This window comes from Sphingomonas sp. BL-S-30, from assembly GCF_055521475.1.
The window spans coordinates 3,682,343-3,701,611 of the sequence record NZ_CM145481.1 but is presented as its reverse complement, the minus strand read 5'-3'; the positions used below and the strand labels follow the sequence as shown (position 1 = coordinate 3,701,611).

Annotated in this window: 26 protein-coding genes; 13 read left to right on the top strand and 13 right to left on the bottom strand. The window is 67.1% G+C overall.

All coding sequences use genetic code 11. From position 1 onward, the window contains the following. Entirely contained in the window at positions 1 to 1,185 is a 1,185-nt protein-coding gene (locus ACZ1I5_RS17250; protein ID WP_465170469.1) for an HAAS signaling domain-containing protein, read from the top strand. A gap of 64 nt (positions 1,186 to 1,249) precedes the next feature. Here the strand turns inward: ACZ1I5_RS17250 and ACZ1I5_RS17245 are convergent, their stop codons facing one another. Beyond that, positions 1,250 to 2,230, bottom strand: a complete 981-nt coding sequence (locus tag ACZ1I5_RS17245) for a hypothetical protein (RefSeq protein ID WP_465170468.1) — start codon at positions 2,228 to 2,230, stop codon at positions 1,250 to 1,252. A 39-nt stretch (positions 2,231 to 2,269) separates the two neighbouring features. Next, entirely contained in the window at positions 2,270 to 2,890 is a 621-nt protein-coding gene (locus tag ACZ1I5_RS17240; RefSeq protein WP_465170467.1) for a DJ-1/PfpI family protein, read from the bottom strand. Positions 2,891 to 3,028: 138 nt separating this feature from the next. Here ACZ1I5_RS17240 and ACZ1I5_RS17235 point away from each other — a divergent pair, with 138 nt between their 5' ends. The 7 genes from ACZ1I5_RS17235 to ACZ1I5_RS17205 all read left to right on the top strand — a co-directional run bounded on the left by ACZ1I5_RS17235 (position 3,029) and on the right by ACZ1I5_RS17205 (position 7,494). After that, positions 3,029 to 3,370, top strand: a complete 342-nt coding sequence (locus ACZ1I5_RS17235; protein WP_465170466.1) for an ArsR/SmtB family transcription factor — start codon at positions 3,029 to 3,031, stop codon at positions 3,368 to 3,370. 4 nt (positions 3,371 to 3,374) lie between these two features. Then, the gene (locus ACZ1I5_RS17230; protein WP_465170465.1) at positions 3,375 to 3,851 is read left to right on the top strand and encodes an SRPBCC family protein; all 477 of its coding nucleotides are present in this window, start codon (positions 3,375 to 3,377) and stop codon (positions 3,849 to 3,851) included. Between the two features lie 17 nt (positions 3,852 to 3,868). Beyond that, positions 3,869 to 4,555, top strand: a complete 687-nt coding sequence (locus ACZ1I5_RS17225) for a DNA alkylation repair protein (RefSeq protein WP_465170464.1) — start codon at positions 3,869 to 3,871, stop codon at positions 4,553 to 4,555. 153 nt (positions 4,556 to 4,708) lie between these two features. After that, complete coding sequence (locus ACZ1I5_RS17220; RefSeq protein WP_465170463.1) at positions 4,709 to 5,317, top strand: glutathione S-transferase family protein; 609 nt, start codon at positions 4,709 to 4,711, stop codon at positions 5,315 to 5,317. Positions 5,318 to 5,497: 180 nt separating this feature from the next. After that, the gene (locus ACZ1I5_RS17215) at positions 5,498 to 5,788 is read left to right on the top strand and encodes a hypothetical protein (protein WP_465170462.1); all 291 of its coding nucleotides are present in this window, start codon (positions 5,498 to 5,500) and stop codon (positions 5,786 to 5,788) included. A 76-nt stretch (positions 5,789 to 5,864) separates the two neighbouring features. After that, on the top strand, positions 5,865 to 6,701 hold the full coding sequence (locus ACZ1I5_RS17210) for a TIGR00266 family protein (protein ID WP_465170461.1): 837 nt from the start codon (positions 5,865 to 5,867) through the stop codon (positions 6,699 to 6,701). 157 nt (positions 6,702 to 6,858) lie between these two features. Next, entirely contained in the window at positions 6,859 to 7,494 is a 636-nt protein-coding gene (locus tag ACZ1I5_RS17205) for a hypothetical protein (protein ID WP_465170460.1), read from the top strand. A 358-nt stretch (positions 7,495 to 7,852) separates the two neighbouring features. Here the strand turns inward: ACZ1I5_RS17205 and ACZ1I5_RS17200 are convergent, their stop codons facing one another. From ACZ1I5_RS17200 to ACZ1I5_RS17165, 8 genes are all read right to left on the bottom strand, one after another. After that, positions 7,853 to 8,170, bottom strand: a complete 318-nt coding sequence (locus tag ACZ1I5_RS17200; protein WP_465170459.1) for a hypothetical protein — start codon at positions 8,168 to 8,170, stop codon at positions 7,853 to 7,855. A 290-nt stretch (positions 8,171 to 8,460) separates the two neighbouring features. Next, positions 8,461 to 8,832, bottom strand: coding sequence for an arsenate reductase (glutaredoxin) (arsC, locus tag ACZ1I5_RS17195; RefSeq protein WP_465170458.1), 372 nt, complete (start codon positions 8,830 to 8,832; stop codon positions 8,461 to 8,463). After that, complete coding sequence (locus ACZ1I5_RS17190; protein WP_465170457.1) at positions 8,829 to 9,491, bottom strand: aquaporin; 663 nt, start codon at positions 9,489 to 9,491, stop codon at positions 8,829 to 8,831. Before ACZ1I5_RS17190 ends, arsC begins: the two co-directional genes overlap by 4 nt. Further along, on the bottom strand, positions 9,488 to 9,826 hold the full coding sequence (locus tag ACZ1I5_RS17185) for an ArsR/SmtB family transcription factor (protein ID WP_465170456.1): 339 nt from the start codon (positions 9,824 to 9,826) through the stop codon (positions 9,488 to 9,490). Before ACZ1I5_RS17185 ends, ACZ1I5_RS17190 begins: the two co-directional genes overlap by 4 nt. Further along, positions 9,826 to 10,254, bottom strand: a complete 429-nt coding sequence (locus ACZ1I5_RS17180) for an ArsI/CadI family heavy metal resistance metalloenzyme (RefSeq protein WP_465170455.1) — start codon at positions 10,252 to 10,254, stop codon at positions 9,826 to 9,828. Before ACZ1I5_RS17180 ends, ACZ1I5_RS17185 begins: the two co-directional genes overlap by 1 nt. A gap of 61 nt (positions 10,255 to 10,315) precedes the next feature. Further along, positions 10,316 to 11,680: a PepSY-associated TM helix domain-containing protein gene (locus ACZ1I5_RS17175; protein WP_465170454.1), complete on the bottom strand. Its 1,365-nt coding sequence runs from the start codon at positions 11,678 to 11,680 to the stop codon at positions 10,316 to 10,318. A gap of 216 nt (positions 11,681 to 11,896) precedes the next feature. After that, the gene (locus tag ACZ1I5_RS17170; RefSeq protein ID WP_465170453.1) at positions 11,897 to 14,233 is read right to left on the bottom strand and encodes a TonB-dependent receptor family protein; all 2,337 of its coding nucleotides are present in this window, start codon (positions 14,231 to 14,233) and stop codon (positions 11,897 to 11,899) included. A gap of 66 nt (positions 14,234 to 14,299) precedes the next feature. Beyond that, on the bottom strand, positions 14,300 to 14,698 hold the full coding sequence (locus ACZ1I5_RS17165; protein ID WP_465170452.1) for a hypothetical protein: 399 nt from the start codon (positions 14,696 to 14,698) through the stop codon (positions 14,300 to 14,302). Positions 14,699 to 14,930: 232 nt separating this feature from the next. On the opposite strand from ACZ1I5_RS17165, the gene ACZ1I5_RS17160 reads away from it, so the two are divergent. Next, positions 14,931 to 15,377, top strand: coding sequence for a hypothetical protein (locus ACZ1I5_RS17160; RefSeq protein WP_465170451.1), 447 nt, complete (start codon positions 14,931 to 14,933; stop codon positions 15,375 to 15,377). A gap of 77 nt (positions 15,378 to 15,454) precedes the next feature. On the opposite strand, the gene ACZ1I5_RS17155 is transcribed toward ACZ1I5_RS17160, so the two are convergent. Continuing rightward, positions 15,455 to 15,799 (bottom strand): DoxX family protein, encoded by a 345-nt coding sequence (locus ACZ1I5_RS17155; RefSeq protein WP_465170450.1) that lies wholly within the window; start codon positions 15,797 to 15,799, stop codon positions 15,455 to 15,457. A gap of 35 nt (positions 15,800 to 15,834) precedes the next feature. Then, positions 15,835 to 16,212, bottom strand: a complete 378-nt coding sequence (locus ACZ1I5_RS17150) for a DUF4267 domain-containing protein (protein ID WP_465170449.1) — start codon at positions 16,210 to 16,212, stop codon at positions 15,835 to 15,837. A gap of 98 nt (positions 16,213 to 16,310) precedes the next feature. On the opposite strand from ACZ1I5_RS17150, the gene ACZ1I5_RS17145 reads away from it, so the two are divergent. After that, entirely contained in the window at positions 16,311 to 16,880 is a 570-nt protein-coding gene (locus ACZ1I5_RS17145; RefSeq protein ID WP_465170448.1) for a TetR/AcrR family transcriptional regulator, read from the top strand. Positions 16,881 to 16,904: 24 nt separating this feature from the next. On the opposite strand, the gene ACZ1I5_RS17140 is transcribed toward ACZ1I5_RS17145, so the two are convergent. After that, the gene (locus ACZ1I5_RS17140; RefSeq protein WP_465170447.1) at positions 16,905 to 17,306 is read right to left on the bottom strand and encodes a cupin domain-containing protein; all 402 of its coding nucleotides are present in this window, start codon (positions 17,304 to 17,306) and stop codon (positions 16,905 to 16,907) included. Positions 17,307 to 17,473: 167 nt separating this feature from the next. On the opposite strand from ACZ1I5_RS17140, the gene ACZ1I5_RS17135 reads away from it, so the two are divergent. Genes ACZ1I5_RS17135 through ACZ1I5_RS17125 form a run of 3 tightly spaced genes read left to right on the top strand, consistent with a single transcriptional unit; the run spans position 17,474 to position 19,269 of the window. Continuing rightward, positions 17,474 to 18,082, top strand: a complete 609-nt coding sequence (locus ACZ1I5_RS17135) for a class I SAM-dependent methyltransferase (protein WP_465170446.1) — start codon at positions 17,474 to 17,476, stop codon at positions 18,080 to 18,082. Between the two features lie 45 nt (positions 18,083 to 18,127). After that, positions 18,128 to 18,664 (top strand): RNA polymerase sigma factor, encoded by a 537-nt coding sequence (locus tag ACZ1I5_RS17130; protein ID WP_465170445.1) that lies wholly within the window; start codon positions 18,128 to 18,130, stop codon positions 18,662 to 18,664. After that, the gene (locus ACZ1I5_RS17125) at positions 18,661 to 19,269 is read left to right on the top strand and encodes a hypothetical protein (RefSeq protein ID WP_465170444.1); all 609 of its coding nucleotides are present in this window, start codon (positions 18,661 to 18,663) and stop codon (positions 19,267 to 19,269) included. Before ACZ1I5_RS17130 ends, ACZ1I5_RS17125 begins: the two co-directional genes overlap by 4 nt.

Genomic DNA, 19,269 nt, shown 5'->3' with positions numbered 1-19,269 from the left:
ATGGACATGCTCGAAACCTATCTCGACGCGGTCGCGGCGCAGCTGCCGCGCGACGCCGCCGACGACATCGTGGCCGAACTGCGCGACACCCTGCTCTCCCAGTTCGAAGAGCGCGAGGAAGCGCTTGGCCGCCCGCTGACCGACGAGGAGCGCGAGGAGGTGCTGCGCGCGATGGGCCATCCGCTCGTCGTGGCGGCACGCTATCGCAAGGGGCCGCAGATGCTGATCGGGCCCGAGCTCTTTCCCTACTGGCTGTTCGCGGTGAAGGCGGGGCTGCTGATCATGGCGGCGGTCTATGCGCTGACCATGATGCTGAAGTTGATCGGCAGCCCGCTCGATGCGGGGCAGGCCGTCGCGCAGTCCTTGCATGGCCTGTTCGGCGCCGGGCTGACCGTGATCGGCCTGGTGACGCTGGCGGGCGCAATCTGCGAGCATTTCGGATTGCGGCCGCCCTATCTCGACACGTGGCGGGTCAGGGACTTGGAGATATTGAAGTTCGGCGATCCGGCGCGCTGGGCGAAGCATCTCGGCATCGATGCATCGGCGAAGAAGGCCGATCGGGACGAGCCGGCGGATTCTCCCCGTGGCAGTGCAGGAATGCGGGCACCCGAAGAGCGCCCAGCGCCGGGACCGCGGGTGAAGAAGCTGCGCGGCTGGCCGGGATCGGATGAGTTTTTCTCGCTGATCGGTGGGTTGGTGCTCGCTGCCTGGTGGGCCGGCCTGCTGCACATCCCGGGTCTCGCGCGCTACGATCTCGACGGCGGCACGGTGACGGTCGCGGGCGCGCCGATCTGGGCCGAGCTTTATCTGCCGATCCTCGTCTATGTGCTGGTGCAGGTGGCGGTCGACGCGGTCGGCGTCTTGCAGCCCGCCGCGGTCCGGCTGCGCGCCGCGCTGCAGATTCCGGTCGCGTTGGTCGGCATTGCGCTGGCCTGGACGATCCTCAATGCCGGCACCTGGTTCATCCTGAGCCGGGCGGGCGTCGACGTCCCGGTCGGTCGAAACGTCACCCTGGTCAGCGTCGAGGCACTGCGCGGCATGCACGGCCTCGGCCACACCCTGCAGGGTACGGCGACCGGCATCGGCGTGATCACGGCCTGGGTGCTGCTCATCACGATGATCTCGCTGGGGTTCAAGATCGGCAAGAGCCTGTGGCTGCTCTTCGCCTCGCGCCGCTATGCCTGAATGGTCCTGGAAAAGGGGTCAGAGTGATTTAACGAAAAATCACTCTGACCCCTTTTTGATTGAGTCACGAACAGGACAGGCGGATCTGTTGCGCGGGCTTGTCGAACAGGATCGACGAGCAGCCGGACAGCGCGTCAGCGCCCAACATGAGCCGGTCGCGTTTCGGGTCGTGCTTGCCCTTGGCGACCACCACCACTTCATCGGGATCGCTCTTCGGGGCATCGGCCTCGGGGATGTCCTTGGTGCTCCCGCCGTCCGCGACGCGCATAGCGAGCGTGCTCAGCTGGAGATGGCCGATCGGGAAGGGGCGGTCGAGCGTCAGCGTGCGGACCGGGCGGGCGATGCCGAACGCGATGATCGCGGGGGTGGCCTCGCCCGACAAGGTGCCGCCGAACAGGGCGGCGAGGCGCTTGCCCGCGCCGGCATTGGCGATGCTGCGCGGCTTGCGCGGGTCGAAGCCGACCCTGAGCGGCTGACCGCCGACCGCGATCGTCGCCGTGCTGACGAACCACCCGCCGAACAGGCCATTGCCGGTCATGGGGAGCGTGACCATCCGTTCGCCCGGCCGGGGCGGCCGAAGGTCGAAGCGCACGATCTCCTCGGGCACGCCGGCCGGGCCGATCGCCGCATCGGCGCCTTCGGCAAAGGGTCGCGGCGTCCATCCGACACGGTTCTTTTCGGTGCGTTGCCCCCAATCGATCCGCGTCACTTGCGTGCGTCCGATGACGCGTTCCGTGCCGATGACATAGGCGACCCCGAAACCGAGCACGCCGCCACCCTTCAGGTCGGCGCGCGCCGCATAATCGGCCGTCATCAGCAACAGGCCCGGTGCCGCGGGATCGATCCTGAGCTTTCCGGGCGCGCCGTTGATCGTCACGTTCCCCGCGCCGTCGCCGGGGACGACGCGTTCCGTCGCCGGGGCGGAGGCGCCGACCAGGAGCAGCGCCGATGCTGCCGCGATGAATGATCTCAAGGTGCCACCCTCCCGCTGACCATGGGGAAAGCTCGCCTTCAATTGCGGCGTGAGCATGTCGCGGGCGCTCATCAGGCCGTCGCGCAACCTTCCGCACGCCCCGAACCGGCGTCACGCCGCGATTTGCGTGGCTCCGGGCAGGAACGGGCCGACCACCGCCAGTGCCCGCCTGACATACTCGTCCTTCTGCCCGACCGGCGCGACATAATGCATCGCCGCTTCGGCATCGGCCATGCCGGCGCCGCGCGCGATCATCCAGGTCGCGAGATATTGCGCGGCGAGGCATCCGCCCGCCGTCGCGACATTGCCGTGAGCCACGAACGGCGCGTCGAGCACCTCGACACCGGCCTCGATCACCCAGGGCCTGGTGGTGAGATCGGTGCAGGCGGGCAGGGTGCCGACCAGGCCGAGCTTCGCCAGCAGCAAGGTGCCGGAGCATTGCGCCCCGATCAGCTGGCGTGCCGGGTCGAGCGCGATGCGCGACAGCATCTCCGGATCGGCGGCGATCTCGCGCGTCCTGATGCCGCTGCCGATCAGTACCGCATCGGCCTCGGCGGCGAAGTCGAGCGGCCTTTGGCGGCGGACGGTCACGCCGTTCATCGAGATCACTTCCTCGGTCGGGCAGGTGATGTGCGCCGCCCAGCCCTTCGCGCGCAGCCGATTGAGGATGGCGGCCGCGACGAACGAGTCGAGCTCGTTGAATCCGTCGAACGTCAGGACCGCGATCTGCACGATGATCTCCTCAGGAGTCGAGAAGGGCGCTTTAGCAAGTAGCGGCCCGCGGTGAAACACGCGTAACCGACAGCCACTTGACTACCTGTGGCGATGTATATAACTAATCGGTTATTGAACTGACAGGTTATAAAACAAATGACGCCGCAGCATCTCGACGCTACCTTTGCCGCCCTGGCCGATCCGACCCGCCGCGCGATCCTCGCGCGGCTGGCGACGGGGGAGGCGACGGTGGGCGAGCTCGCTCATCCGTTCGCGATGAGCCAGCCGGCCATCTCGAAGCATCTGAAAGTGCTCGAACATGCCGGGCTGATCCGGCGCGGGCGCGACGCGCAGCGCCGGCCGTGCCGGATCGAGGCGGGGCCGCTGAAGGAAGCCAATGCCTGGATCGAGCGCTACCGCTCGATCTGGGAGGGCAATTACGAGCGGCTCGACGCCCTGCTCGCCGAGCTGAAAACCACCGATAAGCCCAAGGAGTGACGTGATGCCGACCCCCGTTGACGTGACGACCCCGTCCGACCGCGAGATCGTGGTCAAGCGCCGCTTCGATGCGCCGCGCAGCCTGATCTGGGATTGCCATACCAGGCCCGAGCTGATGCAGCGCTGGATGCTCGGCCCGCCCGGCTGGACCATGCCGGTGTGCGAGATCGATCTGAGCGTGGGCGGCGGATATCGCTATGTCTGGCGTAACGCGGACGGGCGCGAGCTCGTCTCGCAGGGCGAGCATATCGAGATCGCCGCGCCCGGGCGGCTCGTCACCACGGAGCGTATGCAGGGATTCGACGGCGCCTCGGTCAACACCATGGTGCTGAGCGAGGAAGGCGGGGGCACCTTGCTGACCCTGACCATGGTCTTCCCGACCAGCGAGATCAGGGACGCAGCGCTGCGCTCCGGCATGGCCGACGGCATGGCGATGAGCTACGATCGCATCCAGGAGATCGCGGACGAAAAGGTCGGCTGACCATGACGGCGGGGGCCATGTCGGATCGGGTTGCCGCGGTGTTGCGGGCGCTGCAAGGCGCGGCGTCGGCGCGGGTCCGGGACGAGATGGGCCCCCGTTTCGGCATCCACACCGACAAGGCGATGGGGGTGCCGATGGCGGCACTCCAGGCAATCGCGAAACCGCTCCATCCCGATCACGCGCTGGCCGCCGCTCTGTGGGAAACAGGGTGGTACGAAGCGCGGATGGTCGCCTGCATGGTCGACGACCCCGGCCAGGTGACGCCGGCGCAGATGGATGCCTGGCGCATGGATTTCGACAATTGGGGGATCGTCGACACGGTCTGCGCCAGGCTGTTCGACCGGGTGCCCTGGGCCTTTGCGAAGATCGACGACTGGGCCGGGCTGAACGACGAATTCGGGCGCCGCGCCGCGTTCGCGCTGCTGGCGTGCTGCGCGATCCACCGTCGGGGCGGGGATGCCGACTATCGGCGCGGGCTGGCGCTGATCGAGGCGTACGCGACCGACGATCGCAATTTCGTGAAGAAGGGTGTCAACTGGGCGCTGCGGGCGATCGGCCTGAAGGCGAGCGCGGCATTGCAGGCCGAGGCGCGGGAGACGGCGGCGCGGCTGGCCGCCTCGCAGGACCGGGCGGCGCGGTGGAACGGAAAGGATGCGCTCAGGGCGTTCGCGAAGGCGGATGGGAAGGTGGCGAAGGGGGCATAACCCTCCCGTTCGTCCTGAGCTTGTCGGGCCGACGGCGAGCGAAGCTCAACGACTGTTCTTCCCCCTTCGTCGAGAGAAAGAACAGTGCTTCGACAAGCTCAGCACGAACGGAAGAGAGATGTTGGTAGACCGACAGCACCAAGGAGTACCACCATGATCACCATCTACAATTTCGCCGGCGGCGCGCGTGGGCTTCGCGTCGCGTGGCAATGCGAGGAAATGGGGCTGGCCTATACGCCGGTCTCGCTGACCTATCCGACGCCGCCCGACTATCGCGCGAAATATCCGCCGGGGTCAGTGCCGTTCCTCGAGGACGAGGGCGGCGTCGGCCTGGGCGAATCCGTCGCGATCATGCTCTATCTCGCCGAGTGCTACGGCCCGACGCCGCTGCTGCCGCGCGCTCCCGCGGCGCTGGCGCGGGTGCTTCAGTTCACCGTCTTCGCCGAAAGCGCGATCGGCGGCACGATGAACGCGCTGATGGCGGCGAAGTTCGGGGCGCCCGAGGCGGACAAGACCAACTGGTCGGTGCGTCTGGGAGAGGGGAGTGTGGCGAGCGGTCTTGCCTATGTCGCCGCGGTGCTCGGCGACCGGGCGTTCCTGGTCGGCGACGACATCACGCTCGCCGATATCGCGGTGGCGCCGGCGCTCGGCATGTGGCGGGCGGCGCTGGGCCGCGAGATCCCCGCACCGCTCGAGGCGTGGCGCGCGCGGCTGGCGGAACGGCCGGCCTATCAACGGGCGCGGGCCGCGTTCCCACGCTGACCCGTGCGCGACCAACCAAGTCCAATTCGGACCCATATCCGCCCATTTACCGCTATCTCAAGCGCGGGGCGAGGGCGGAACGCTTGCGACTTTATTTCCCGTTCGGCCCTTTCGCGGTTTGCTTTAAATAGCGTTTAGGACCTATATTGGCGCTCGGAGTAGGGGCTCCGAGGGGGGGGAATGAGGAAGGTTTTCAAACGGAAGGCGGCCGTCACGGTCGCGTTCCGGCCGGAGGTCGCACCTGATTTGCGGGACGGTGCGCAAAAAGCGATCCTGGCGGGGCGCTACATGATTTTCGGTGGCGCGGAGGAAGGCACGGCGACGCTGTTGCTGAGCGGCGAACCGCGACTGGTCGCGATCGTGCGCAAGGCAGCCGAGGAGCCCGGTCAGGCGCCGGCGTTCGACGTGCTCGCGGTGCGCGAGGCGCAGGCCGATATCGATCGCGAACGGGAAGAGCTGAGCCGGCTTTAGCAATAGGGCGGCAACGCAGTGGCGAATCGTGATGCTTCCCGGCTAGGCTCCGCGCCAACCATCGGGAGCCTTTGCCATGACCAATCCCAGCCCCTGGGCGCATCACCGCAGCGCCGGCATTGCCGACGACATCGATTTCGAAATCAAGGGCCAGGAACTGCAGTTCCTCGAGATCGAGCTCGATCCCGGCGAGAGCGCGGTGGCGGAGGCTGGCGCGCTGGTGTGGAAGGATGCCGCGGTCGGCATGACCACGGTGTTCGGCGACGGCAGCGGGGATAGCGGCGGCAGCTTCATGGGCAAGCTGCTCGGCGCGGGCAAAAGGCTGGTCACGGGCGAGAGCCTGTTCACCACCGTCTTCACCCATAACGGCTCGGGCAAGGCGCGCGTCGCCTTCGCCTCGCCCACCCCGGGCGCAATCCTGCCGCTGAAGCTGTCCGATTATGGCGGGCGGCTGATCTGCCAGAAGGACAGTTTCCTCGCGGCCGCCAAGGGCGTGTCGATCGGCATCGAGTTCCAGCGGCGCATGATGACCGGCCTGTTCGGCGGCGAAGGCTTCATCATGCAGCGGCTCGACGGCGATGGCTGGGTGTTCGTCCAGATGGGCGGCACCGTGGTCGAACGCCAGCTCGCGCCGGGCGAACAGCTCCATGTCGATACCGGCTGTCTCGCTGCCTATACGCCGGGCGTGGATTTCGATCTGGTCGCGGCCGGCGGCGTGCGCAGCGCGCTGTTCGGCGGCGAAGGCCTGTTCTTCGCGCGGCTGACCGGGCCGGGGCATGTGTGGATCCAGTCTCTGCCCTTCTCGCGCCTGGCCGGGCGCATGCTGGCGGCGGCGGGCAGCCGCGGTGGCCAGAATCGCGGCGAGGGATCGGTGCTGGGCGGGCTGGGCGACCTGATCGGCGGCAACAACTAGGGTCGATTCAAATCTTTTGCCGCCAAGCCTAGCCACCTCCTGAACCATATTCCAGCCCCGCCGCTTATGGAATGGCTGGAACATTTGTAGTACAGATGGGTCGAATCAGACGCGGAGTGGGGCAGATGGGGCGCCAGTGGTTGGTTTGGGTAGCGTCGTGGCGTTACTCGCGCTTGCGGCGTGCGGCGACGAGAAGCCTCCACGTGCCGCGCCCGATGGCTCCCAAGGTCGCGCATCGCCCGCCCCCGGTCAGGTGGTCACATCCGCCGCGGCGCGCCCGCCCGTAACGGTGCCAGATGCCGCAAATAGCGCCGGGGCGGATCGAGCGAAGGAAGAGGTGCAGGAAGTGCCATTGCCGGCGAGGCCCATCCCCAAGGTCGGCGATATCGTGCCGAACGATTGGGCACCGCTGGAGGGCGGTTGGTCCCATACTGGCAGCGGCCTCTGCGGTTTGGAAGGCGATGATTGCGGCGTCGACCACTATGACCAGCTGGAACCCGGCGGTCCCAATATCGGCCACTCTCTCTATGTGGTCACGCAGGTTGCGGAGCGAGCCGCCTCTGGCGGCATTTCGAAGGGGCGCGTCACCCTTGTCTTTTATGCTCGCCTCACCGAGCTGGAGTCGAAATTCTGTTCCATCGGCGGTCGTCCAGCGGTCGTCGCGTTTGCGGACCATAATTGGCAGAACGGCACCGCGTACATCACGGACGGCAAGACATTGCAGATCAGGCGGTGGCGCGACAAAGCGCCGCCGGATTGCCCGCCACCGGAGGATCCGGAGGAGCGGGACTAAGCCGCACTGCCCGCGCGGTTCGATCCTGCGACGAGGGATGAAGCGCGGTGTCGATGTATTACGCTATATGTATGATCCAGTGGATGTCTCTACTCCCGCGACGAGGTCGTTACTTGGGAGATGACCGAAATGACGCGAAGAGGAAAATGGACGCCCCTCACGGCATTCTATAGCTCCATGTTCGGTCCGTTCATATTTCAAGCTGACGCCGTGAGATGATGGTTTCCATGACGCGCTGGCAATCCGTAATACTGACTGCGCTGCCTATCCAGTGCCGCGTTGCGCGGAACGGCTGGACGACGCGATGCGCAGGATGGTGAAGGATTTGACGTCTCCCTGAGCGGACATCTCGCCCCCCTCAGATCAGCCGGACGTTTTCGCCATTGCCGTCCTCGCCCGTGCTGTGAAAGCCATCGGGCGGCGCGAGATCGTCGAGCGCATCGGCGTCCATGTCGGGCATCGAGCCCTCGCCGGTCAGGTCGATCAGCGCCTGATCGAGCCTGAGCCCGACGGCGATCAGGCCCATCTCATCGGCCATGGCGAGCGCGGCGCGGATCAGCTCGGCGAGATCGGCTTCGGCCTGGCCCGCGGCCCCACGATAGGTGACGCTCATGCCGGGATGGCCCGACGCTGGCAGGAACTGGGGCAGGAACTGGCCGACCGAATCGGCTGGCAATGGATACGCATGAACATGGGCCCTCTTTTCCCTTCGATGCAGCGATATGAAGGGGCGTGCAACGGGTATCATACCCGATTCGGGACTCCGCGGGCCTGTTGATGCCCGTGAAGGGCGCGTTGCGTTACTTTCGTTCCTCTTCGATATGCCGGATATGATTGGCATCAGGGCGAAGAAAGACTTTCGTTATACAGCGTCTGTTGGGCGATCGCGAGAATTCCAGTAGCCTGAGATGGACGGAATCTCCGAACTTTTCCTCCATAATGGACGCGATCATGGCGCCCGCGTCTTCAGGCCGGCGTCTGGTCGAGCAGCGCCAGTACCGTCTCGGACGGGCGGCACAGTTTCGTGCCTTTCGGCGTCACCACGATCGGGCGGTTCACCAGGATCGGGTCGCGCAGCATCGCCTCAAGGATCGCCTCGTCCGGCACCGCCGGGTCGAGCAGGCCCAGCTCGGCCGCGGGCGTGCCCTTGTCGCGCAGCAGGTCGCGCGGGGTGGCCTGCATCGCGGCGAGCAGGTCGTCGAGTTGGCCTCGCGTCCAGCCGGTATGGCGATAGTCGATCACGACGGGACTGTGACCGGCCGCCTCGATCATCGCCAGCGCGTTGCGCGACGTGCCGCAATCGGGGTTGTGATAGATGGTGACGGGAAATTCGCTCATTGGGGACTCTCCTCGAGCAGCCAGCCGAAGACGATCACCGCCGCCAGGGCACCGGCGATCTGGCAGGCGATGAACAATGGCACCGATCCAGGGGCGATGCCGGCGAAACTGTCCGACAGGCTGCGCGCCACCGTCACCGCTGGGTTGGCGAAGCTGGTCGATGCCGTGAACCAATAGGCAGCGGTGATGTAGAGGCCGACCGCCATCGGTGTCGCCTCGGGCCGCGCCCGCTGCGTGGCGAGGATCGTACCGATCAGGCCGAAGGTCGCGACGGCTTCCGAAAAACCCTGGGCCGGGCCATCGCGCAGCCTGGTCGAGACCTGCAGCAGCGGCTCGGCGAACATCGCATGCGCGGTCCAGACGCCCGCCACGCCGCCGGCAAGCTGGGCCGCGACATAAAGCCCGGCCATGCGCGCCGCGATGCCCCGTTGCAGCAGCACCACGAGCGTCACCGCCGGGTTGAAATGCGCCCCCGACACCGGCCCGAGCATCTGGATCAGCACCACCAGCCCCGCCCCGGTCGCGATCGCGTTGGCGAGCAGGGCGATGGCCATGTTGCCGCCGGCCAGCCGCGCACCCATGATGCCCGACCCCACGACGATCGCGAGCAGCAGTGCCGTGCCCAGCCCTTCCGCCGCGAGGCGGCGCGCCGCTGTCACGCGCAGCAGCTGGGTTGCGCTAAATCGGGCAGGGGTGCGCAGATCTCCGGCCGGCCGGCGCAGCAATCCTCGATCAGGAAACCGAGCAGGCCGCGCATGCCCTCATAATCCGCCGAATAGATCACTGAACGGCCGTCGCGCCGCGACCGGATCAGCCCAGCATGGCCGAGGATGGTGAGGTGGCTCGACAGGGTGTTGGGCAGCGCGCCGACCTCGCGCGCGATATCGCCCGCCGCCATGCCCTCCGGACCGGCGCGCACCAGCAGGCGGAACACGGCGAGGCGGCTGGCATGGGCAAGGGCGGACAGCGCCTCGACGGCGACGGGCAGCTGCATCAGCAACAAGCCTTGGCGGGGGCGCCAGCCGCCGCGGCTGGGATGACTTCGTCCTCGCCATAGGAGGTCGCGTCGCCATGCGTGAAGAAACTCTCCCAGCGCACGCCGGCGGTGTCGGTCACCCAGCTCTTGTCGGATTTGGCGTAGCAGCAGGTGGTCGCTTCCTGGTCGAACGTCGTCTCGCCCGCTGCCTTGAGCCGTGTCGCGAGTTCGCCCAGTTCGTCGGCGCTGTCGACCTGGATGCCGACATGGTCGACCCCGGTAGCGCGGGCGCGCGACGAGATGGCGAGATTCACCCGCGGGTCATCGAGCATCCATTTGGCATAATCGGGCTGCACCACGATCGGCGCTGCGCCGAACAGGGTGGTGTAGAAACCGATCGCCGGCTCGATCTCGGGCACGCTGATATGCAGATGCAGGCGCTTCATCGCGGGTCTCCTCTTGCTTCGATATTTCGAATATCGCCGAAATATCGATTCGACAAGCGGTTTATGCCGGTCTCAGCCCGAGCCAGTGCCGCGCGCCCGGCAGGTGCCGCAGGACCAGGCGTTCGGCCAGCAGCACCGCAACCAGGGTCACGCCGAGCAGCGGCAGGAACAGGCCGAGCCCGACCAGCAGTACGACGAACCCGATCGCGACGGCGCGCGGCGCCAGCGCGGGCGGGGCGCCGAGCACGTCGCCCGGCCGCCGGTGCCACCACATCACCACGCTGCTGACCGAGAGCAGGATCAGCCCGAGCGCGGTGGCGAGGTTCATCAGCTGGTTGAGCCAGCCGAACAATTGCCCCTCATGCACCGCGACGCCGTACCCCACCATCCGGTCGATCAGCCGGCGCTGGGCGAAGTCGGAGCGGGACAGCACCGCGCCGCTCGCGCCGTCGAGCGTCAGGTCAGTGCGCATCGGGCGATTGGCCGCATCCGACTTGGCGGTCCAGGGCGCGCCCGTGCCGGTCGGCGGGGCGATCAGCACCGGCGCGGCGAGGTTCAGCGGCGTCACGGTCGCGATCAGCCGGTCGAGCGGGGCGTAGGAGCCCATCGGATGGGCCATTGCCATGCCGCCATGTTCGGCATGCTCGCCCATCATCGCGCGCGTGCCGGCATCGGCGGTGGCACGCGCCTTCAGCTCGCCGGCGCTCCCCGTCGTCCAGTCCTGCTTCACCATCTGGCCTTCGGCGACGGTACGGATGGTCTTGAGATACCCGCCCCAGCTCTTCGCCCAGGGCAGGCCCGACAGCAGCATGAACAGCGCCAGCGCCGACACCCAGAAACCGGTGACGCCGTGCAGGTCGCGCCAGAAGCGCCGCCCGCCCGATCGCAGCCGCGGATACAGCACGCCGCCCAGCCCGCCGCCGCGGGGCCACCACAGGAACAGGCCGGACAGGATCATCACGATCGCCCAGGAGGCAGCGAGCTCGACCAGATAGGAGCCGGCCGTGCCGGCGAGCAGCTCGCCATGCAGGCGGAAGACGATGCGCATCAGCCTTTGGTCCTCGTCGACCGTCTTCAGCACGGCGAGCGATTGCGGATGGACATAGACCCGCGTCTCCTGCGCCCCCGCGCCGACGATCACCTGCACGGCCTGGTCGGGCGTGTCCGGCAACTGATAGCGGTGGAGCACTGACCCCGGCACCGCGCGCACCGCGGCGGCGGCCTGCTGCGCGGCGGTGGCGCGGGGGCCGGTGATGTCGAGATGGGCATAGGGCCGGTCGATCAGTGTCTCGATCTGCGGGCGGAACAGATAGATTGATCCCGTCACCGCCAACCACAGCACGAACGGGATGCAGAACAGTCCGGCATAGAAATGCCAGCGCCAGATGGCGTTGTAGCCGGGCCAGCGGCGTGGGGTGGTGCTCATGAGTGAGGTCCTTGGAGGCGAAGTTTCTTCAGCCCCTCCCGTTCAGGGGAGGGGTAGGGGTGGGGGCGCGCGTCTGCGCGCTCAAAAAGAATCGTCTCGCCAAGCTCCAAAGCGCCGATCGGGGCATCGAGCCCCGCCCGGCGCTGCCCCACCCCCAACCCCTCCCCTGAAGGGGAGGGGCTGAAAGTTTACGCTCGGCCAAGCCGCGTCGCATCTTCAAAACCGCGTCCTCACGCCAGCGTAGATCGTGCGCGGCTGCCCCGCATAGATCGAGCCGGTGGTGGTGGAGAGCGCCGAGGCCGGGTTCTCGATCCCGGTGGTGGCGTTCAGGCTGTTCGAGATGACCGAGGCCGAGCCGACATAGGTCCGGTCGAACAGATTCTGCACCGAGGCATAGAGGCTGATCCGCGACCACCAGGCGTCACCCCTGGGCGGGTCGTAATGCAGGTTGAGGTTGACCAGCGTATAGGCCGGCATTGCCAGCAGATTGCTGTTGTCGATGACGTAGCGGCCCCGATAGGTCACCTCGGCAAAGCCGCCCAGCCCGGCCAGCGGGCCATGCGGCTGATCGTAGCCGGCGCGGCCGTTGACGAAGGTCGGGATCACGCCGGGAATGGCCTTGCCCTCACGGTCGAGCAGTTTCGAGAAACCGCCCGCGCTCAGCCGTTCGGTGAAGTCGGTATAATGATGGTCGTTATAGCTGTAGCTGCCCTCCAGCTTCACGCCGGAAACGGGCCGCCAACTCAGCCCGAGCTCGACCCCGCGATGCACCGAGCGCGGCACGTTGGAGGTATAGGCAAGCAGGCCGATTCCGGCCGACTGGCTGACCAGCTCATTGGTGAACCACTCATAATAGCCGGTCACTTCGGCCTTCAGCGTATCGCCGAGCGCGATCTCCGCGCCCACATCGACCCCGGTGTTCCGCTGCGACTTGAGATCGGCATTGTCGCCCGGCACGCCGGCCGCGGTAACGAACAGATTGCCCGCCTGGGGAATGCCATAGCCGGTACCGACCCGGGCGTGCAGCCGCACCGCATCGATCGCCTGCCAGAACAGCGCCGCTTCCGGCGCGACGTTGGAGAAATGTCGCTCGGCGGGGATCAGGCTGAGCACCGGGTTGCCGCCGACCGGGTAGCTGTACGCGGTCTGCCGCACGTCGATGATCGATCGTTCCACGCCGATGCCAGCGATCAACTGGAGTCGCGGCGTGATCTGCACCTCTTCCCGCGCCCGGGCGCCCATGTTGCGGATGTCGCCGAACACCGTCTGGGTCGGCGCGCCGAAGCCGTTGCGGCCGGCGGGCGTCTTGTTGAAGCTGAAGCTCTGGTTGTCGAGATAATTGTAGAACAGGCCGACGAAACTGGTGGCGTCCATGCCGAACAGTGTGCCCCGATTGGTCACGTCCGAAGTGATGTTGTAGCTGTCGAGCGTGCCCTTGAACGGGGTGGCGCTGGTCGGCTGGTTGACCACGCGGCTGTCGAAGGTCGCCTGGGTGCGCCAGGTCGTGTCCGGGCCGAAATCATGCTCGTAACGCGTGCCGATAATCGTGCGCCGGTCGTTGCGGGCGAGATCGCCCTCGGCCGCGGTCTGCGCAATGCGCGCGCCGTTGATGCCGTTGACCAGCACCGAGATGGTGCCGCAGCCGGGTGCCGCGGTCGCCGCCGCCGCGCATCCCTGCTGGTACGGATTGGCGAGATACTGGTTGTAGGAAAGCCGGGTCGACAGGCGGAACTCGCCTTCATTGTAGATCAGTTTGGCCGCGACCCGGTCGTGGTCGCCGAGCGCATAGGTGCCGTACGCGTTGATCGTACCGGTTTCGTAGCCGCTATGCCCGGTCGCCCCGTCGGCCCGGACGAAACTGCCGAACAGGGCATATTCGTATTTCGGGCCGGCACGGCCAATGGTGGCATAGACATTGGCATAACCGTCGCCGCCGGCATCCGCGCCGGCCTCGATCCCGTCGATGTCGCGCCCGCGCCGGGTGCGGAAATTGACCGCGCCGCCCAGCGCATAATTGCCGTAGCGCGCCGACGACGGCCCGCGCACCACATCGACCGCGCCATAGGCATGCGGGTCGGTCAGGTCGAACCGGGCAAGGCCGTCGGGCTGGGTGACGGGGAAATCATCCTCGAACACCTGGATGTTGCGCGCGCCGAAGCCGTTGCGGGCATTGGAGCCGCGCACCGACACGCTGACGTCGCGTGGGCCATTGCCCTGCGTGACGGCGACGCCGGGCGAGAGCTTGACGATATCGGCGATGGTGGTCGCGGGCGTGTTGCGGAACACCGCGGCGTCGATGGTGGTGACCGTCTGGCCGGTGACCTGCGTGGTCAGCGACAGGGCATGGCCGGTGACGATGATGTCGTCCGTGGCGGGCGCTTCGGCGCGATCCTCTGCAACGGCGGGCGCCTTCTGGTCTAGCGTGGCGAGCTGCACATCGATCTCGGCGCGCTGGCGCAGCAGGTCGGCGCGCTTCTGGTCAATACTCGTCTGGGCGGATGCCGCCGACGAAAGGGCGATGGCGGACGCGGCCGCGATCAACAGGGTCTTCATGGGAAATTATCTTCCTGATCGGCACGCGCCCCGCATCGGCGGCGCGCGCTGCAAAAAAATGGCGGATCAGGAAGTAGCGGGCGGTCCTCGCAGGGGCGGACGCAGATGGGCCGGCGATGCCGCCGGCAGGGGGACGACGAAGCGCGCGCCCATGACCATGACGAACAGGATGGCCAGCGCGAGCAGGACCGGGTCGGCTGCCGCGAGCGTCGGCGCGGACAGGCCGGAGAAAGCGCAGGGCATCTCCGCCTTGCTCTGCTGATGGTCCTGGCCCTGTTCCTTGCCGGGAATCGGCATGGTCATGGTCATCGGCCCATAGCCGGAGCAGATCTGGATGATCATGCTGTTGCCCGACATGCCCGGCATATAGCCGGCCGGGATCAGCAGCTTCATCAGCAGCGCAGCCGCGACGATCCACCCGGCAAGGGCGCGATGGCGCAGGAAATGGCGGCGGAGCGCGGTCACGTTTTTCGCCTAGCGGCGGCGGATGGCTTTGTCGATTTCAATGCGGTGGCATTTCCGCGCGAGGCCTTCTCAAATATCGCGCGCGAACAGATCGCAGCCGGAACAGATTAATAGGTGCTGCAAGTCGCGTTCCGTGCATATTCAGTTGCTTATCCCTATATGGAAAGCAAGCCGGCACGGGGCGACGTTCAATTCGGAAACGTCTTCGCGCCCGCCCCCGAGGAGTGAACTGATGAAATCCCTGTTTGCCAAGGCGGGCCTTGCGCTCGCGCTGAGCGCCACCGCACTGACCGTCGCTGCTCCTGCCGAGGCGCAGCGTTATGGCGGGCGCTATCGTGGCCATGACAATACCGGCACCGCGATCGTCGCGGGCGTGGCCGGCCTGGCGATCGGCGCGGCGCTCGCGTCGAACGGCAATCGCGACCGTTATTATGACGATGGCTATTACGACCAGGGCTATTACGGCCCGGACTATTATGACCGTGGCTATGCCTATGACGGTTATTACCGCGCGCCTCCGGTCGTGATTTACAACGACCGCTATGTCGACCGTGGCTATTACAACCGCGGCTATCGCGGCTATGATCGCGGTTATCGCGGCGGCTATGGCCGTGGCGGTTACGGCGGCCACGGTGGTGGCTATGGCGGCCATGGCGGTTATGGCGGCCATCGTCGCTAAGGCCTGACATTCCCTATCGACGCTGCACGCGTTGACTCCCTGCCGCCCGGCCAGCGATGGTCGGGCGGCTTCTTGCGTCACCCGGCGAGCAGCGCGAGATCGAGCGCCGACAGCGCGGCCAGGACGAGGCCCGGCGCGATATGGCGATAGTCCCGGTGCCGGATCACGGTGGCGACCGCGGCAACGCAGATCGCGGCACCCAGCCCAAGGCCGGCAACGCGTATGGCCGGCACCATGATGAGCGCGGCCGCCAGCACCTCCAGCCCGCCGGTCACGAGATGCCACCAACGCGGATAGCCCCAACGGACGAAATCGTCCCTGATCGCGTCCGAGCCAATTGCATTGACGACGCCGGCGCCGAAAAAGGCGAGCGCGAGAAGCCAGGACAGTATATCGGTGGCGGGCAGGCCGAACAGGGTCATGATGTGCTCCGGGATGTCGTGAAAGGGATCGGCGTTCAGGCCAGGAGCAGCGCCGCGCCAGCGGCCAGGGTGACCGCGGCGGTGGCGCCGTGGATGCCATAGGCCGCCGCGCGGGTGCCGCCGTTGCGCAGCACAATCGCCGCGTCGCCGATCGGGATGATGCTGGCGGCGATCAGAAACGCGCCGAGCAGGTGCGGTGCGCGGTTGGCCAGCAGGATCCAGATGAAGAGTCCCGATGCGATGTCGCGCACGCCCTTCGCGTACAGCCAGGGCGCCGATGACAGGGCCTGTTCCCCGGCCGGAACGCCGTATCCGGCGGCGGCCGTTCGCGGCGCCACGAGGAAGCGCGCGCCGATGAAGATGATGCCGGCGCCGATCGCGCCGGCCATGATGGATGCAAGGGTGCTGACCATGGTCTAATCTCCTGTGGTCACGGAATCTAGCAACGCTAGATAATATGTCAATGAATATCTAGCATTGACAGAATAGCGAGCATCGGCGAGACAAGCATATGTCCGTGACAGACCGCCGCCAGCGAGAGCGCGCCAGCCGCCATGATCTGATCCTGGCGACGGCGCGCGATCTCGCCGAGGCCGAGGGGTGGGAGGCGGTCACCACGCGTCGCCTCGCCGATCTCGTCGAGTATAGCCAGCCGGTGCTCTACAGCCATTTCGACGGCAAGGACGCGATCGTCCGCGCCGTCGCGATCCAGGGCTTTGCCGAGCTTGCCGACCGGCTGCGTCAGGCGCGCGCCGACCTTTCCGAGCCCGGGCCTGTATTGCGGGCGGTGTGCGGCGCCTATCTGGCCTTCGCCGCCGACCGGCCGGCGCTGTATCAGGCGATGTTCGTGCTGCCGATCGACCTAAGATTCGCCAGCGACGACTCGCCCTCGGCCCTGAAGGCGGCCTTTGCCGAGCTGGCCGGCGCGATCAGGCCGTTCGACGCCGATCCGGATCTGCGCACCGAGCTGGTCTGGGCCGCGCTGCACGGCCTGGCGGTCCTGTGCCGCGGCGGCCGCATCCTGCCCGAGGGTCAGCAGGCGCGCCTCGACCTGCTCGTCGGCCATCTCGGCGAACGCTGACAGGGCATTCAGGCGCCCGGCCGTTCATTCCACGATCGTGGTGAGCGGCTTGCCCTTTTCCAGGACATAGGTCGCCAGCTCGGCCGCCCCGGTCGTGCCGGTGTTGCGCGCCGCGTGCACGGTACCTGCCGGAACGAACAGGACCTCGCCCGCCTTGAGGGGGACAATCCTGCCCGCTACCTCATAATCCAGCGCGCCTTCGAGCACATAGATGATCTCCTCGCCGGGATGCGTGTGGCGCGGGAAACTGCTAGACGGGGCGAAGTCGACGCGCGCCTGAAGCACCTCCCGTCCGGGCAGGCCGAGATCATGTCGCTGAAGGTCGGTACGCGTGGTGCCGGTGGGGCGGGTCTGCACGGGCGCCGGCGATGCGCCCCCGGCGAGAAGGATCGCGGCGGCCGCCAGGGTGAGGGGGATCGCTTGCATGGTTTGACCTCTCGATGTGAGGCGAACAGTCTGGACCTGGCCGTTCCCCTTTGCGAGCGCGAATAGGGATGCCTGGACGATGGCGATCGGGCGGGTCGAGCGTGCGGACATCGGCTGTTCCCTTCGTCGCCATCTGATAGGATCCCGGCGAGAGGGAGTTCGCCGCCATGACCGTCGATCGTTCTGAAGGTTGGGACGCCATCGCCGAACAGTTCATGGCCGCCCGATCGGCCATCGGGGCGGGGCTGGTGCGGTCCTGGGCTCGCGACGCGCTGCCCCCGGCGACCGCCATCCTGGACGTCGGTTGCGGCTCGGGCGTGCCGATCGCGCAGGCACTGGTCGAGGATGGTTTCACGGTCTTCGGCGTCGATGCGTCGCCACAGTTGATCGCGACGTTTCGCCGCCGCTTTCCATCGATGCAGGCTGCCTGTGAGGCCGCGCAGGACAGCATGTTCTTTCACCGCCGCTTTGCCGCCGCCATTTCCGTCGGCCTGTTGTTCCTGCTCGATATGGACGACCAGCACCGGGTTCTTCACGGCGTGGCACAGGCGCTGGAGCCGGGCGGACGGTTCCTGTTCAGCGCGCCGCGCGAGGCGTGTGAATGGCGGGACGTGCTGACCGGCCGGCTGTCGCGCTCGCTCGGCCGGGAGGAATATGAACGCCTGCTCGACGCGTCGGGACTGCGCCTGCTCGATTGTCGCCTCGACGAGGGCGAAAACCATTATTTCGACGCGGTCAGGCCCTTATCGCCCGGCAAAGCGCTTTTGCGTCTGTAAGATTTCCCGCTGCCGCTCGACTATAGACTCGAACGGAGGGAATGGATGGACCAACGCCGCGCCACCCAGGATCGGGACGCTCGCTATGCCGATGCCGCGCGCCGCTATGGCGCGGCGATCGAGCGTCTCGCGCGCGGCTATGAGGCGGACGCCGAGCTGCGGCGCGATCTCGTCCAGGAGATCCACGCCGCCATCTGGCGCAGCTATGGCTATTTCGAGGGGCAGTGTTCGGAACGGAGCTGGGTCTATCGCATCGCGCATAACGTCGCGGTCACGCATCTCATCGCCCGCCGGCGCCTGAAGCGCGAAAGTCTTGCCGGGCTGCACGAGATCGAACTGCTCCCTGACGGCGGCGATCTCGAACGGGAGGCGGCCGGGCGGTGGCTGGTCGAGCAATTGCTCGCGACGATCCACCGGCTCGCGCCGGCGGACCGGCAGGTCATGCTGCTCTACCTCGAAGATCTGAGCGCTGCCGAGATCGGCGACGTGACCGGCATGTCCCCCGGCGCCGTCGCGGTGCGCATCCACCGCATCAAGGCATTGCTGGCCAGGCCCTATGCCGAAAAAGGAGCTGCCGCATGAGTGAGCCCGATATCGTCAAACAGGCGTGGCAGGCGAGCGCCGCCGATCCGGCCCTGCCCGATCTCGCCGCGGTGCGCGCCGGTGTCGACCGCTTCTACGCCCGCGTCCGTCGCCGCAACAGGGTCGAATATGCCGCGGCGGTCGTCGTCGTCCTCGGCTTCTCGGCCTATGTCCTGTTCCTTCCCTCGCTCGCGATGCGGATCGGGTCGGCGATGATCATCATCGGCACCCTGTTCGTCGTGCGGCAGCTCCACCGTCTCGCCGCGGCCACACCGCCGCCCGAACGTGCCGCCGCTGAGCCGATCCTGGTCCATCAGCGCGCCCAGCTCGCCCGCCAGCGCGATGCGCTCGCCGGCGTGCTGACCTGGTATCTGCTGCCCCTGGTCCCCGGCTTCCTCGTCTTCACGATCGGCCCCGTGCTGGAGCATGGCGGCGTGGCGGGCCTGCTGCATGTGCCGCTCAAGACCTGGATCGTGCTGATCGGCGCGGCGCTGGCCTTTGCCGGCGTGTGGCTGCTTAACCGGCGCGGCGCGGCGCAGCTGCGCGCGCAGATCGACGACATTGATACGTTGCTGGGGGATACACTGCTGGGCGGGAAGGAATGA

Bases quoted from the DNA above. Each gene is read 5' to 3' on its own strand.
- ACZ1I5_RS17155 (WP_465170450.1), bottom strand. From the start codon at position 15,799: ATGACCCTGTTCGGCCTGCCCGCCACCGATATACTGTCCTGGCTTCTC.
- ACZ1I5_RS17150 (WP_465170449.1), bottom strand. From the start codon at position 16,212: ATGGTCAGCACCCTTGCATCCATCATGGCCGGCGCGATCGGCGCCGGC.
- ACZ1I5_RS17130 (WP_465170445.1), top strand. From the start codon at position 18,128: ATGGACCAACGCCGCGCCACCCAGGATCGGGACGCTCGCTATGCCGAT.
- ACZ1I5_RS17235 (WP_465170466.1), top strand. From the start codon at position 3,029: ATGACGCCGCAGCATCTCGACGCTACCTTTGCCGCCCTGGCCGATCCG.
- ACZ1I5_RS17210 (WP_465170461.1), top strand. From the start codon at position 5,865: ATGACCAATCCCAGCCCCTGGGCGCATCACCGCAGCGCCGGCATTGCC.
- ACZ1I5_RS17160 (WP_465170451.1), top strand. From the start codon at position 14,931: ATGAAATCCCTGTTTGCCAAGGCGGGCCTTGCGCTCGCGCTGAGCGCC.
- ACZ1I5_RS17140 (WP_465170447.1), bottom strand. From the start codon at position 17,306: ATGCAAGCGATCCCCCTCACCCTGGCGGCCGCCGCGATCCTTCTCGCC.
- ACZ1I5_RS17135 (WP_465170446.1), top strand. From the start codon at position 17,474: ATGACCGTCGATCGTTCTGAAGGTTGGGACGCCATCGCCGAACAGTTC.
- ACZ1I5_RS17245 (WP_465170468.1), bottom strand. From the start codon at position 2,230: ATGAGCGCCCGCGACATGCTCACGCCGCAATTGAAGGCGAGCTTTCCC.
- ACZ1I5_RS17170 (WP_465170453.1), bottom strand. From the start codon at position 14,233: ATGAAGACCCTGTTGATCGCGGCCGCGTCCGCCATCGCCCTTTCGTCG.
- arsC (WP_465170458.1), bottom strand. From the start codon at position 8,832: ATGAGCGAATTTCCCGTCACCATCTATCACAACCCCGATTGCGGCACG.
- ACZ1I5_RS17145 (WP_465170448.1), top strand. From the start codon at position 16,311: ATGTCCGTGACAGACCGCCGCCAGCGAGAGCGCGCCAGCCGCCATGAT.
- ACZ1I5_RS17225 (WP_465170464.1), top strand. From the start codon at position 3,869: ATGTCGGATCGGGTTGCCGCGGTGTTGCGGGCGCTGCAAGGCGCGGCG.
- ACZ1I5_RS17175 (WP_465170454.1), bottom strand. From the start codon at position 11,680: ATGAGCACCACCCCACGCCGCTGGCCCGGCTACAACGCCATCTGGCGC.
- ACZ1I5_RS17125 (WP_465170444.1), top strand. From the start codon at position 18,661: ATGAGTGAGCCCGATATCGTCAAACAGGCGTGGCAGGCGAGCGCCGCC.
- ACZ1I5_RS17185 (WP_465170456.1), bottom strand. From the start codon at position 9,826: ATGCAGCTGCCCGTCGCCGTCGAGGCGCTGTCCGCCCTTGCCCATGCC.
- ACZ1I5_RS17230 (WP_465170465.1), top strand. From the start codon at position 3,375: ATGCCGACCCCCGTTGACGTGACGACCCCGTCCGACCGCGAGATCGTG.
- ACZ1I5_RS17250 (WP_465170469.1), top strand. From the start codon at position 1: ATGGACATGCTCGAAACCTATCTCGACGCGGTCGCGGCGCAGCTGCCG.
- ACZ1I5_RS17220 (WP_465170463.1), top strand. From the start codon at position 4,709: ATGATCACCATCTACAATTTCGCCGGCGGCGCGCGTGGGCTTCGCGTC.
- ACZ1I5_RS17215 (WP_465170462.1), top strand. From the start codon at position 5,498: ATGAGGAAGGTTTTCAAACGGAAGGCGGCCGTCACGGTCGCGTTCCGG.
- ACZ1I5_RS17180 (WP_465170455.1), bottom strand. From the start codon at position 10,254: ATGAAGCGCCTGCATCTGCATATCAGCGTGCCCGAGATCGAGCCGGCG.